The following is a 14,530-nucleotide window of genomic DNA, read 5'->3' on the forward strand; positions in this document are numbered from 1 at the left end:
TCACATGTGATTGGGGAAGGATGGTGGTTGTGTGGGGGAGACAATGCTTCATATTCAGATCAGAGACATGCTAAAACGTCCCGTATTTCGCAAGGCGGAAGTTCTGGCCAGTGATCGTGCGCTGGAGCGGTATGTTCGCTGGGTTCATATCATGGAGGTTCCTGAGGTAGGGGACTTGCTCAATGGCGGGGAATTAGTACTTACGACAGGCATTGGCTGGCAGGAAGGTGAGCAGCACGGCCTGTCTTTTTTGCGTCAGTTAATTGCACGTGGGGCTGCCGGACTCTGTATGGAACTGGGGGATCACACGAAATCGCAGCTCGGTGCGATGAAAGAAATTGCAGTCGCCGCGGATTTTCCGCTGATCTGGTTCCACGAACAAGTCCGTTATATTGATATTACGCAAGACTTGCATTTCACCTTGATTCGAAGTCATCAGCGGATGATTGCCGAACTCGATCGTCTCACCACCTCCTTTAACCAACTTCTTCTGAATGGAGATGGCGTACAACCTCTGCTTCGATTATTGTCACGAACAACCGGATGTGCCGTGGCGTTATATCCACTTGAAGGGGAAGCAAGCGCCGTTCCCTACTGCCCTCAAGAGGAGTTGGAGACTCGACGGCAGGATTGGTTTTTACAGCGAGGACAGTCAGCGGAGGAGCATATTACAGCGTTAAAAGCATACACGGAGAGTGCATTAGATGTGATCAGCATGCCTGTTCAGGCGTTGGACTATACCTTTGCCGACCTCGTGCTGATGCATCAAAAGCTGGCGGATCACGATTCAAGCATACCGATCAAACCCTCAGATGAATTCGTCTTTCAGGCACTGGAACGTTGCGCGGCCGCGATTGCCCAAGACTGGATGCGAACCAAGTACATGGAAGAGAAACGTCGGTACAAAGAAGATATGTGGGTCATTGACTGGCTTAACGGACACCACTCCACGAAGGAAATCCATGAATATATATCTGCCGTTAATCCCCTTCTCGCAACGAGCAAAGCCACTATTATTTTATTCGACAGCAATCCCGCATACACAGATAGCCTCAGACTTCAGAAGTTATTGATCCAACGCAACATCGTCGCCCGGTCAGTATTTGCACGGGAGAACTTCACCCTCTACAGCACAGTTCTAAACCATCAGATCATTCTTATCATTCTCGACCCACTGCCTGGATCTCAGCGCAAAAGTAGTCTCTGGCGCTGCATCCAACAATTGCAGCAACACGAGCAGGAACAGACCCACCGCCTCTTCTCAGGCCTGTTCGGTATCGGTCATAGCTGCGCGGACCTCGCCCGTCTCAAGGATAGTCTGGATTCCGCGAAGGAGACACTGCGAATTCAGAAGGACATCGGCGAGATGCAGCAGCCCTTTTACAGCAACCTTCATTGTTATCGCATCATTGCCAGCATGAAGCAGAGCGGTAATCTGGATGATTTCATCGAAGAATACCTGGGGCCGCTCATTCGTTACGATGTGGAGAAAGGAGGTCAGCTGCTGCGCACCCTCAAGCAATATTTGGTCCTATGCTGCTCCAAGCAAGAGACGGCCACCGCTCTATATATCGTTAGACAGACGTTGTATCACCGTTTAGACAAAATCGAAGCCCTTTTGGGAGAAGACTATATCCTCCCCGAGAAAAGGGTCGCGATCGAACTTGCCATCTACGCCTATGAGTATGTTCATGGTCCAATCGCGTGAAGAGCTAGGCATTGTCTAAGCCCCCCACTGCTCCTGAAGCTGACGAATCAGAATATGACTGAACCACTTCCGTCCAGACGCCGTGCCCACGTATTGCTCTTGTTTCTCTTCGGGAAGATCCGGGTGCCCCCATATGACGTGAGCACCCTCCAGATGTTCCCGTACCGCATAGATCCGATAACCTTGTGCAACCATTCGCTCTATGGCGATCCTCTCGGCCTCAAACACATCATGATCCGACATCAGCTTATCCCTCCATTCACTGCTGTCACGGGCTGTTTCATCGGCATGGGTGCACCTGCATCGTATTTAGCACGCTTCACATACTGCCCCGCTCCTGCCAATCCGCCAAATTGCCGATCTCGAATGACATATTCTCCGCGGCACAGCACCGTAACTGGACATCCCTGTACCTGCATACCTTCAAATGCGCTGTAATCCACGTTCATATGATGCGTATCTGCCGAAATCACCCTGTTTACAGATGGGTCAAAAATAACGATATCCGCATCTGTCCCTACGGCCAGAGTACCTTTCTGCGGAAATAATCCAAATAACTTGCTCGCTCTTGTCGAACATAGATCAACCCACTGATTGAGCGTAATCCGCCCCTTGACTACACCTTCGGAATACAGAATGCTGAGACGATCTTCGATGACCGGCCCTCCGTTAGGAATTTTGCTAAAATCATCCTTGCCCAAGTCCTTCTGCCCTTTGAAATTAAATGAGCAATGATCAGAGCCGATCGTCTGCAACTGACCACTTTTCAGTGCGTTCCACAGTACTTCCTGATGCGCTGCTTCCCGCAGCGGTGGTGACCAGACATACTTTGCACCCTCGAAGTTTGGCTGATCCATAATCGACTGATCCAAAGTCAAATACTGAGGGCAGGTCTCCCCCCAGATCCGATAGCCCATTTCACGCATGCGCGCGATCTGCTCCACCGCTTCCGCACAGGTCACGTGCACGACATACAGCTGTGAATCCGCAAGTGCAGCCAAACGGGCCGCCCGCCCTGTCGCTTCACCCTCCAGCATGGATGGACGAGTCAGCGCATGATGAATCGGCTCCGTGCGCCCTTCGGCGAGCGCCTGTCGAACCAGCAGGTCAATGACATCCCCGTTCTCGGCATGAACCATGACGAGTGCGCCGTACTCTTTTGCCTTTTGCAACGTCTGGAAGAGAATCCCGTCATCCGCCTGAAACTGGTTTTTATACGCCATGAACACCTTGAAGGATGACACACCCTCTTCTTCAATGATCTGCGGCAACTCTTCCAGCACCTGATCATTCATCTCGCCGATCATGAGATGGAAACCGTAGTCGATGGCGGCTTTACCCTCGGCTTTGGCATGCCATTCCTGGAGAGATTCGATTAATGGACGGCCTTTTTGTGTCAGACAGAAATCAATGATCGTCGTTGTACCGCCAAAGGCTGCTGCTGTCGTTCCCGTCGCAAAATCATCCGCCGTTACCGTTCCACCGAATGGCATATCCAGATGGGTATGTGGATCAATCCCGCCCGGAATGACGTAACAGCCCGCTGCATCCACGACTTCCGTTCGTTCGTCCGGCATGAGCCCAATGCCAATCTGTGTGATTTTACCTTTTTCGATCAAAATATCTGCTTCAAAGGTATCCGACGCTGTGACCAACACACCATTACGAATCAATTTGCGGGTACTCATGATATCGCCTCCTTGGTTGATTGATCTCTAACCGATTGCAACATGGCAATCGCAGACTGACGTTCATTCCAGGTTACAGGTTCCTGCTCTGGCACAAGTTCAACCATCTCAATCGCCCCATCCACCGGGCAAACAATCGAACACAGATTGCAGCCAACACAGTCCTCTTCCACCACTTCCAGATAGGAACCGGACGGGTCGGTCAACATATCAATACATTGATGCGAGGTGTCCTCACAAGCAATATGGCATTTGTTGCAATTGATGCAGACATCGCGGTTGATGCGGGCGACCACTTTGTAGTTCAGATCGAGATTGCCCCAATCCGAATACCGCGGAACGGTCTGACCTACGAGTTCTGCAACGCTGCTCAGACCCTTTTCATCCAGATAATCGTTCAGGCCATCAATCATTTCCTCCACAATGCGAAATCCATGATGCATCGCTGCCGTACATACCTGAACCCCTGTAGCGCCCATGAGCAAAAACTCTGCCGTATCCCGCCAATCAGATATGCCACCAATCCCTGAGATTGGAACACCTACCTCCGGATTACGGGCACACTCGGCAACCATGTTCAGTGCGATGGGCTTTACCGCTGGGCCACAGTATCCGCCGTGTGCTCCTTTGCCGCCCACATGCGGCATGGTATTCCACGAATCCAGATCCACACCAGCTAGAGAGTTAATCGTATTGATCAGAGAGATCGCATCTGCGCCACCTCGGACAGCTGCCCGGGCAGTTGCCGTAATATCCGTGATATTCGGCGTGAGCTTCACAATCACCGGTGTGGTCGCCACTTCCTTCACCCACATCGTCTGGAGTTCGACCAGGTCAGGTTGCTGACCAGAGGCAGCTCCCATACCACGTTCGGCCATGCCATGCGGGCAGCCAAAGTTTAGCTCCAGACCGTCGACGCCGACGGCCTCCACCTTTTTGACAATCTCATGCCACTTCTCCCGCGTAGGTTCCACCATCAGTGAAGCGACAACCGCACGATCCGGGAATCGCTTCTTGGTCTCGGCAATCTCCCGCAGGTTCACTTCCAGCGGACGATCGGATATCAATTCAATATTGTTAAACCCCGCTACACGCTGTCCGCCAAAATGGACCGCCGCGAAACGCGAGGATGTGTTGATAATTGGCTCGCCCAGCGTCTTCCACACCGCGCCACCCCAGCCCGCCTCGAACGCACGCTGAACCTGATATCCCGTATTGGTTGGTGGTGCAGAAGCCAGCCAGAATGGATTGGGTGATCGAATACCTGCCAGATTAATGGATAAGTCAGCCATAACGATCCCTCCTTGGTGTTGTTTGAACTTACTAGTTACACTGGACACTCCGATGACAGAACAACCTTCCGATCGCTGTTATTCCCAGATTTTTTTTGATTCCTTTTCTAAAGGGAAAATCCGGGAATAAAGGCGAGCACTTCGTTTCTTCAGGTTCTTTCTGTCCTCTCCGTTTCGTGTAAATGTTTAGTTCAATGTATATCGTTGTATTGGATATTTGGTCGTGCTCAGGATTTCTGCGTAGTAATAGGTTCTAGATAGCACGCACCTAAATTTTAACGAACCGTACAGCTCTTATTCGGGTCCTATGGGGCAATTTCAAAATCTAACGAATCGTAGAAAGCTTATTTTGCTGTATTCGCTCATTTCGGCTTCATTTCAACGGTTTATTATCAAAATAAGACGTGTGAGATTCGTTAGATTTTTCAATCCTCCATTATTGCCACTATAAGATGTGTAGGGTTCTTTAGCGCATAAGGGACACGAGAATTCAATGAACTACTCACGCCGTCTCTTCCACCTGTCCAGGCAACGCCTTCATGACTGCCGCTGCGGCCAGCTTACCCTGCTGTGCAGCCGAGACAACCATCGCCTCACCCTGGCCCTGACCAAAAATAACATCTCCTGCCGCATAGATCTGAGGGTGTGAGGTACGGTACGTATGCGGCTCGATCTCAACGACGCCCCAGTGGTGACGCAGCCCAAACGCTTCGATTAATGGTAGTAGACGATGCTGTCCAATCGCCCGGATGACCGTATCACATTCAATCATGAACTCCGATCCCTCCACAGGCACTGGCAACGCGCGCCCACCTCCAGGCGGAGTAATCAGCTCCATTTTCACGCATTCCACAGCCTGAACCCGACCGTTCTCGTCTCCAATGATACGCTGCGGCATCGTAAACCACCGGAACTCAACACCCTCCTGCTTGGCAAACGTATATTCAAACGCATACGCCGTCATCTGGCTTTCCCCGCGCCGATATAACATCTGCACCCGCTCGGCACCAAGACGTACCGAACAGGTTGCTGCATCTACCGCTGTATTGCCCGCACCAATAACGGCGACCTTCAGACCATTCAGCGCGGGCGGAACACCTTGCTTGGTAGACTCCACCAGTTCAATCGCATCATAGATGCCTTCCAGTGTCTCCCCTTCAATGCCCAGCATAGGTACTGAACCCATGCCACAGGCCAGAATGACCGCTTCATGCTGCTCCAGCAACTGCGAAGCAGGGATATCCACACCGATGCGCACCCCATAACGGATCTGCACACCAAGTGCCTCCACCTGCTCCACTTCCCATAGCGCAACCGATTCGGGCAAACGGAAGGATACGATGCCATACGTATTCAGCCCGCCCCCCTTGGGTTTGGCTTCATAGATCGTCACCTCATAACCTGCACGCCCCAGTTCACGTGCTGCCGACAATCCCGCAGGCCCTGCTCCCACAACAGCGACGGTTCTCCCATTGGCAGGCGCTGCCTGGAATAACGGCTCATTCTTCGCCCGCACCCAGTCGGTGGCGTAACGCTGCAAGTCACCAATCTGAATCGGCTTCGACGATTCGTTTAGTACACATGCGCCTTCACACAGTTCCTCTGTGGGACAGACACGTGCGCAGCTGGCTCCAACCGGATTTGCATCCATGATGGTGCGGGCCGATCCTTTCAGGTGCCCTGTTGCTATTTTGCTAATAAAAGAAGGGATGTTGATATCAGTTGGACAGGCTTTTATACAAGGTGCATCGTAACAGTACAGACAGCGGTTTGACTCCTCCATCGCTTCCTTGCCTGTCATGGCAGGTTTCATCTCGGCAAAACGACTCTCCCACCCATAATCGGATAACGTTGTTCCTGAGCTGTTCATCAATGTCATGCACCTCCTGAAGTTTGATCCGGGCTAGCTTCCAGCTGCTTTTACAGGCTAACGAGATGTTCGTACGTTTCTGGCCTGCGATCACGGTAGAACTGCCACACATTCCGTACCTCACGAATCATCTCCGTATCCATCTCGCCAATAACGACCTCATCCTGATCCCGGCTGCCTATCGCTACCATCCTGCCTCGTGGGTCGACCAGGTACGACTGTCCATAAAATTCACCCATATTCCATGGCGCTTCCACGCCGACCCGGTTGATGGCCGCTACATAATATCCATTAGCTACCGCGTGAGCAGGCTGTTCCAGTTTCCACAGATATTCCGATGTCCCCGCAACCGTAGCGGACGGATTGAACACAATTTCTGCTCCCGCGAGCCCGAGCAATCGTGCCCCTTCCGGAAAATGACGATCATAACAGATGTACACGCCGACTCTGGCGTAGGCCGTATCAAAAACCGGAAACCCGAGGTTACCTGGTTTGAAATAATACTTTTCCCAGAACCCATTTGTACCCTCACCTGCTTCCACATGCGGGATATGATGTTTGCGATATTTGCCCAGATACGAACCATCCGCATCAATAACGGCTGCCGTATTGTAATACGAAGCAATGCCCTCCACCTCGTACACAGGTAAAATAATCACCACCGCAAGCTCCTTCGCCAGCTCTTGAAAACGTCTGGTCGTTGGCCCTTCCGGCACAGGTTCAGCGGATGCATACCATTTGGAATTTTGCTCTGTACAAAAGTACGGGCCATAGAATACTTCCTGCAATCCGATGATCTTGGCCCCTCGTGCAGCAGCTTCACGGACCAGCGCAATGTGCTTCTGAACCGCAGCTTCTTTGTGCACCTCAACGGGAGCCGAACCTTCAATCTCATGAGAAGCCTGGATTAATCCGATGCTGATTTTGCCCATACGTCATAACGCCTCCTCAGGTAAAATGATTGGTTGCTTCACTCCACTGCACATCCTCCGAATGGTGCGATACAACACTTCCGTGCCCAGCCCAATATCCTCCGGGGAGGAATATTCGCTGGGATGATGACTGATGCCGTCTTTGCTGCGGACAAAGATCATGCCATAATCACACACAAGCGAAAGGGCCAACGCATCATGGAACGGACCACTCATCAGTTCTGGCAAAGTAATCCCGATCTCTTCCGCGGATGAACGAATCACCGACATGATTGACTCTGCACAATACCGCGGCTCACTATTCGTATCCTCTGTCAGCGAGTAGGTTAGACCATATCGGGAACTCACGTCATCCAAAATGTTCATCAATCGGGCTTCAAGCCCGTTCCTTCGTTCCATCTCCATATCTCGTAAATCCACCGTGAAGCTGACTTCCTCTGGGATGATATTCCGTGAGTCTGGAAACACCCTCAGACTTCCCACCGTACCTACGGTTGGGGCTTCCGGGTCTTCTCTCACCATGTCGTCAAAAGCCGCAATGACTTTGGCGCTGCCTACCAAAGCATCATGCCGCATCCCCATGGGAACGGAACCAGCATGACCGGCCATGCCTTTCATCGTCACCGTAAGCCACAGCGGGCCCGAGATGCCCGTCACCAGACCTACTGGTGCATTCAGCGTTTCCAGCACCGGCCCCTGCTCAATGTGCAGCTCCAGATAACTGCCTATGGAACCTGGCGGATAGATCGCTTCTTCAAAATCCGAAGGAGAACAGCCGAAGGCTTCCAGCGCCTCCCGGCGGGTCACTCCGTTTTTATCCTGCCGCTCCAGTTCGCCCTCTTCCAACTGACCGGTTATGCCACGCGAGCCGAACAGGCCTTTGTTAAAACGTGAACCCTCTTCATCGCAAAAGGCAACTACCTCAATCGGCATAAGAGGCTGAATGCCATTTTCGATCAGGCATTGCACTGCTTCGAGCGCACCTAGCACACCAATTGCTCCATCATAGCGACCGCCATACGGCTGAGAATCGATGTGGGAACCAATCATGAGGATCGGCAGGGCCTGATCCTCACCTTCCAGACGACCAATCAGATTGCCGAAGGGATCGAGTCGAGTCGTCAGACCGGCCTTTTCCATCCAGAGACGAACCTGAATGATGCCATCCATATCCTCCGGGGTCAGGGCAAGTCGGCAAACACCCGTCTCTGCGATTCGGCCAATGCGTGACAACTGCTCAATTCGCTCATTCAGCCGAAGCTGATTAATGAGTTTGCCTGTTGTGGTCTGCATCCTGCCTCGCCTCCTTTTGTGTTATCCATCTATGGCAACTAACCTGCGTCCAGACTACGGAGCGCAACGAGCAAACTTCCAGCGATCAGATCCAGCTCTTCCTCGGTGGTGACAAATGGTGGGGAAATCGTCAAAATATTTGCAAACCCCGGTACGGTATCACCGTTCTTGCCAATCAGGATGCCGTCCCTTTTACAACTGGCGAGTACCTTCATTACTTTATCCGCCTCCGCAGGAGATCCGTCTGCTTCAATCAATTCAATGCCACAGGCGAATCCGAATGAACGGATATCCCCCACAATGGACAGCTCCAGCAAAGGTTCCAGCTTCTCACGAAGCAGATATCCCAGTTCTTCCGCCCGGCTGACCAGATTCTCTCGTTCCAGAATCTCCAGATTCGCCAGTGCCACCCGACAGGACACCGGATTTCCGCCAAATGTATTCACATGCCGAAAGTGTGCATCCGGGCCGGGTTCCCGGAACGTGTCATACAGATCGGCTCGCACGGCCGTTGCTGATAGTGGCGAATACGCACTGGTCATGCCTTTTGCCATCGTCACAATATCTGGCTGTACGCCATAGTTCTGATGACCAAACTTCTGCCCAGAGCGGCCAAAACCGCAGATTACCTCATCTACAATGAGCAGCACGCCATAGCGTTGACAGATCTCTTGTACGGTACGCATATAATCCGGCGGGGGCACAATCATACCGCCCCCCGTGATCACCGGCTCCATAATTACTGCGGCAACCGTCTCGGGACCTTCCCAACGAATCACCTCTTCATAGATGGTTGCACATTCGAGTCCGCATCCATCCTTGTTTCGTCCAAACGGACAGCGGTAACAATACGGTGGTGGAACATGAGAGAAACCTACGCCGAGCGGCTCGTATTTGATCTTGCGGGCGGCTTGCCCGGTGGCTCCCAGCGCTCCCATGGAGTTGCCGTGATACGCACGGTGACGGGAGATGAATTTGTGCCGAGTAGGCTCACCATTCTGATGGTGGTACTGACGGGCTATTTTGAAAGCCACCTCATTCGCATCTGAACCCGAGTTGGAGAAGAATATTCGATACTCCCCATCCAGCCAATCATTCAGCTTCTCCGCCAGCAAAATCGCCGGTTCGTGACTCTGCGTCATCGGTACATAAGCGAGTGCTTTCATCTGTTCGTAGGCACTTCTCGCAATCTCCTCACGGCCATGCCCCACATTCACACACCACAGTCCCGACATCGCATCCAGATAACGCGTACCATCCTGATCGGTGATCCAACTGCCCTCCCCACTCACTGCAATCATCGGATGATCGTTATGAGGCGAGATGTGATGCCATACGTATTTGCGATCCTTCTCCAGCCATTCTTCCTTCGTACTGCCAAGCGGCTGAGGCTGCTGATCCACAGAATTCATTCGTCATCCTCCTCTCTTTAAGCTGGACCTACAGACTTTACACTCACCCACTCCGATTGCAGTACCATCTTCCGATCGCTGTTATCCCCAGATTTTCTAGATTCATTTTTTCCTTAAGGAAAAATCCGGGGATAAGCGTATGCTTCCGATGCAGCTTTCTTTCAGAAAGCTTTTAGCGCACTCTTCGCTTCTTCAAATTGGTCCTGCACTCTTCGTTCTCGTGTAAATGCTTGTTCCACGCTTATTTCACCGCTTCTTCATAGATGCTTTTCTCAAGCGCTTCATCCAGATTTGCGGCTTTTTTGATCAATCCATAATTCAGTGCAATATCCGCAGTTCGGGCAAAAGACTCATCCACAAAGCTACCGACTTGCTGCTCCGTAAATCCTTCCGGGCGAATTAGCTTCGCAATCTCTTCCAGCATCGTTACCTGATGCTCACGAGTGGTACTGCCATCCGTCACATTGCTCATCACGATATCCACCGTCTCATCCTGTTGATCGATGGCGTAGTTCCAGCCTTTCAAAATGGCACGGGTCACTTTGACCGCAAGCTCACGGTTGCTGTCTACCCAATCCTTCTTGGCAATCAGCGTATCCTCCAGCATGCCAACACCGGCATCTTCAATGTTGAACACATCCAGATCGGACTCTTTCGTTCCACTTTCCAGCACAACGTGGTATTCGTTATAGATCGTCGCCGTAGCTACATCCACCTGATCGTTGAAAAACTGATCCATCGTGAACCCCTGCTTCACCAGTTCAATGTCTTTCTTTGGATCTAGGCCATTCTTCTCCATGAACGCGAGCACCTGAAACTGCTGACTGCCGAACCAGGTACTGACCTTCTTGCCTTTCATCTGAGCCGGATCAGTAATACCTAGGGACTTCTTGGCAATCAAGCGATAACTACTCTTCTGTGAGATCTGGGCGAGCGAGACGAGCGGCAGACCGTTATCCCGGCTAACCAGCAGACTGTCTACTCCTGTGATCCCCACATCTGCCGCGCCATTGACCACCTGCTGCTCAATCACGATATCCGGACCACCCGGAATAATCTCGGCATCAATGCCTTCATCTGCAAAAAAACCTTTTTCCTTCGCTGCGTAGATGCCGGCAAACTGCGCCTGCGGCACCCATTTCAGTTGAATCTTCACTTTGGTTAAGGGTTTATCCGCCTCTCCCGATTCTCCTGAACCTACAACAACTGGCTGTGCCGCCGGCTCGGACTTCGTAGAACATGCGCTCAGAACCGTAACCACCAACATAACCATGACCAGCAGACCCAACTTCAACGTTTTGTACATGGACAGAACAACCCCCTGTGTATATACGATTTTTCAATCATCAGTCCGTGTTCAAAAAGTCTGGTTTTCAGTACCGTGGACTTTTTGAACAACCTCTATCAGGTATTACGATCTATGGTTGCTATCCTGATGTACGTTATGAATCTGTGCGTGCACGGTTCCACGGAATGAGTCGCTTTTCTGCAAGGACAACCGCTTCATACAACACAATGCCGAGCGCGGCGGCGATGACAATGCAGGACCAGGCCAAGGGCATGTTCGCCAGTCGAATCTGATCCGAGAGCAAGTACCCGAGCCCCTGGGAGGCGATGAAAAATTCACCCACAATGGCCCCGATAATACTGGTCGACATGTTGATCTTCAGACCGGCAAAGAGGGAAGGCAGGGCATGAGGCAGTCTCAGCTTCCAAAAAAACTGCATCCTGCTCGCGGCAAGGCCACTCAGCAAATCACTGTAATGCGGCTGAATGGAAGTCAGTCCTTTGAACAGGCTGACCGCCATTGCTGCCATCGTAATCACCGTGACGACAGCAATACGCGACCAGATCCCGTCACCGAACCAATTATTCATAATCGGGGCTAGGGCCACGATGGGAACGGCGTTCAGTGCCGATAGAACAGTAACTGCCGCCCTGCCGCTTGTTGGGAAAAACGATGCACCTGCCGCCGCCAGAGCACCCAACAGGGAACCGAGCAGGAAACCACCCAGCATTTCGGTTCCGCTGTACATCGCGTATCGAAAGAGCATATTGGCATTTTCCTGAATGGATGCCGCAATCGCAGAAGGCACAGGCAGTTGGTAGCTTTCCAGCGAGAATATCCAATGAAACAACCTGAGCTGCCAGAGGGCGAGAAACATTACCCCGGCACCCCAAGGAAGCATGCTCAGTGCAATTGAGCGCCCGCGAAAGCCGGTTCCCGGTCTGGCCTTTCCGGCTTGTCCCCGTTGTCCATGGATTTCCGATCCGGGAGCAGCTGCCATCTGTGAACCCGTGAGGGTCGTTGCTGCACCAGTTACAGCAGCAATCGTCACACCTTCATCACTTTTCCGGCTCAACACTCTACCGTCACTCATGTGGCACGGCCTCCTTTGGCCCTGAATTCAGGCTGCCAGGGGGTCAGCCAACGTTCAGCCAGGCTGATGGCCAAATACGAAATTAGTCCAATACCGATACTAAGTATGATGGTGGCCCAGAACATGCCAACTTGGGCATGGCCGTAATATAACGAACTAACCATTAGGACGCCAAGTCCGTCGGGAGCCCCCATTAATTCCACAACGATGGAGGAGGTCACCGCCAGCGGAGCAGCTATTTTCATACCAGAGAATAGTCCCGGCAGTGCTGAGGGTAGCAGGCATTTGATATATCGTGCAGTCAATGAAGCGCCACAGGATCGCATAAGCTCCAAATGCTCTGGTGCTGCACTTTTCAATCCTTTCAACGTATGGATGATGATCGGGAAGAAGGTGACATAAGCCGCCATAACAATCCGCGCCCACTCCGCATTGTGGATGATGCCGTACACAATTGGTGCGAGACCGATGACCGGAACCATCTGTGAGGAGACTACATAGGGCGATAACGTGCGCTCCAGCCAGACGGCACCGCTCATGAGTAGAGCCAGACCTAGACCAAGCAGCGTCCCCCCCGCAAAACCAATGGCTGCATTGCCAAAGGTGACAACCCCCTGCTCTGCCAGCGTTCCCGAGTAGCGAAACAAGGCCGCAAGAACATCATGCAGATAAGGAAGGCGAGATGCCGCCTGCTGAGGTGACAGGAACAGTTGGAGCAACCAGGCGATTCCTTCCCACAGCACCAATACGGCCATAATCCAGATGACAACCCAGGAACGATAACCCGGTTTAAAGAATCGCAGGGACATGAGATTCATCACGCTCCTCGTAAAAGCAATTGCGGATGGTCGTAATCATGTGGTAGAAAGCTTCCGTTTCTCTCAGTTCACTATGACGTTCGGAAGGCAGGTTGACGGAATGAATGGAATGCACCTGTCCCGGATGCGCCGAGAGCACGATGATTCGGTCGGACAGAAATACCGCTTCGGGGATGCTGTGTGTGACAAAGAGGAAGGTCTTGCCTGTCGAGCGCTTGATCTCAAGTAGCTCCAATTGAAGCTTTTCTTTGGTGAATTCGTCCAGGGCCGAAAAGGGTTCATCCATGAGCAGCAATGGCGGATCAAGCGCAAGGGCACGTGCAATGGATACACGTTGCTGCATCCCTCCACTGAGCTGCCATGGATAATGGTCGGCGAAGCGGGTTAGCCCTACCATTTCAAGCAGCTCACCACTAATGCGGTGGCACTCCTTCCGGCGGGTACCGAGCAGCTCCAAGGGCAATTCCACATTGTGACGAACGGTGCGCCAATCGAACAAGGCAGGTGTCTGGAAGACGATGCCGAACTGCTGCTGTAGCCGAGCACGCTCAGGCTCCTGACCTGCGATGCGAACGGCTCCTGAGGTAGGCTGAAGTAGATCACCCACCAACCGGAGCAAGGTCGACTTGCCACAGCCGGAAGGGCCCAGCAGGGAGACAAACTCATTAGACTGAATCTGGAATGTAACATCCGACAAGGCAGTGACTTGTTGTGACCCTGTGCCGAAGACAACGGACACATGATCTACATCAATATGACAGGCTTCGGGGACTGTAGCTGAGGATATGGAGGACATGGGCATTCTCCTTTGTGGAAAGTTGTTTTCATTGCACACCAAGGCTGAATGGGAGGTTTATATACACGAACGTAACAGGTTTTGCTTGTTAGATAATACTATATCGCTTTGAGCGGGGATTACATTATACAGTGTGTTTTGAGTATGGGCCTGTTCATGTTACACAATGTAAAATGAGAGGAATTCTCAGAGACATCCATGTAAGTTTTCTTGATAGATAGCTAACATGAATTTCACCTAACAACAAACGCACGATCATTTGTATTTATTGAATAAATATTCGGAAAATATGACATATGCCCTCGTATTCTTGTTCGTTTTCTTGTATAAAGATTGAATA

At 51.8% G+C, this 14,530-nt stretch carries 12 protein-coding genes; 1 reads left to right on the top strand and 11 read right to left on the bottom strand.

Annotated features, from left to right (window positions below; genetic code table 11):
* Window positions 1-31 precede the first annotated feature (31 nt).
* Window positions 32-1,708 (top strand): PucR family transcriptional regulator ligand-binding domain-containing protein, encoded by a 1,677-nt coding sequence (locus HF638_RS08355; protein ID WP_169479802.1) that lies wholly within the window; start codon window positions 32-34, stop codon window positions 1,706-1,708.
* Between the two features lie 15 nt (window positions 1,709-1,723).
* On the opposite strand, the gene HF638_RS08360 is transcribed toward HF638_RS08355, so the two are convergent.
* The 11 genes from HF638_RS08360 to HF638_RS08410 all read right to left on the bottom strand — a co-directional run bounded on the left by HF638_RS08360 (window position 1,724) and on the right by HF638_RS08410 (window position 14,190).
* On the bottom strand, window positions 1,724-1,951 hold the full coding sequence (locus tag HF638_RS08360; RefSeq protein WP_169479803.1) for a hypothetical protein: 228 nt from the start codon (window positions 1,949-1,951) through the stop codon (window positions 1,724-1,726).
* Window positions 1,951-3,396, bottom strand: coding sequence for a dihydropyrimidinase (gene hydA / locus HF638_RS08365; protein WP_169479804.1), 1,446 nt, complete (start codon window positions 3,394-3,396; stop codon window positions 1,951-1,953). Before hydA ends, HF638_RS08360 begins: the two co-directional genes overlap by 1 nt.
* Window positions 3,393-4,688 carry an NAD-dependent dihydropyrimidine dehydrogenase subunit PreA gene (gene preA / locus HF638_RS08370; RefSeq protein ID WP_169479805.1) on the bottom strand — a complete coding sequence of 432 codons (1,296 nt, stop codon included), beginning with the start codon at window positions 4,686-4,688 and terminating at the stop codon, window positions 3,393-3,395. Before preA ends, hydA begins: the two co-directional genes overlap by 4 nt.
* Before the next feature lie 502 nt (window positions 4,689-5,190).
* On the bottom strand, window positions 5,191-6,558 hold the full coding sequence (locus tag HF638_RS08375; RefSeq protein ID WP_169480034.1) for an NAD(P)-dependent oxidoreductase: 1,368 nt from the start codon (window positions 6,556-6,558) through the stop codon (window positions 5,191-5,193).
* A gap of 50 nt (window positions 6,559-6,608) precedes the next feature.
* Window positions 6,609-7,490 (bottom strand): nitrilase-related carbon-nitrogen hydrolase, encoded by an 882-nt coding sequence (locus HF638_RS08380; protein ID WP_169479806.1) that lies wholly within the window; start codon window positions 7,488-7,490, stop codon window positions 6,609-6,611.
* Window positions 7,491-7,493: 3 nt separating this feature from the next.
* Complete coding sequence (locus tag HF638_RS08385) at window positions 7,494-8,783, bottom strand: M20 family metallo-hydrolase (protein WP_169479807.1); 1,290 nt, start codon at window positions 8,781-8,783, stop codon at window positions 7,494-7,496.
* 38 nt (window positions 8,784-8,821) lie between these two features.
* Window positions 8,822-10,195, bottom strand: coding sequence for an aspartate aminotransferase family protein (locus HF638_RS08390; RefSeq protein WP_169479808.1), 1,374 nt, complete (start codon window positions 10,193-10,195; stop codon window positions 8,822-8,824).
* Window positions 10,196-10,436: 241 nt separating this feature from the next.
* On the bottom strand, window positions 10,437-11,501 hold the full coding sequence (locus HF638_RS08395) for an ABC transporter substrate-binding protein (RefSeq protein ID WP_169479809.1): 1,065 nt from the start codon (window positions 11,499-11,501) through the stop codon (window positions 10,437-10,439).
* Between the two features lie 136 nt (window positions 11,502-11,637).
* A complete protein-coding gene (locus HF638_RS08400; protein WP_248278077.1) occupies window positions 11,638-12,576 on the bottom strand; it encodes an ABC transporter permease in 939 nt (312 codons plus the stop codon).
* Window positions 12,573-13,385, bottom strand: coding sequence for an ABC transporter permease (locus tag HF638_RS08405; RefSeq protein WP_169479810.1), 813 nt, complete (start codon window positions 13,383-13,385; stop codon window positions 12,573-12,575). The genes HF638_RS08400 and HF638_RS08405 overlap by 4 nt, the downstream gene beginning before the upstream one ends.
* Window positions 13,366-14,190 (bottom strand): ABC transporter ATP-binding protein, encoded by an 825-nt coding sequence (locus HF638_RS08410; protein WP_169479811.1) that lies wholly within the window; start codon window positions 14,188-14,190, stop codon window positions 13,366-13,368. Before HF638_RS08410 ends, HF638_RS08405 begins: the two co-directional genes overlap by 20 nt.
* Window positions 14,191-14,530 lie beyond the last annotated feature (340 nt).

Source organism: Paenibacillus sp. SZ31, assembly GCF_012912005.1.
In the GTDB taxonomy this organism is placed as follows: domain Bacteria; phylum Bacillota; class Bacilli; order Paenibacillales; family Paenibacillaceae; genus Paenibacillus.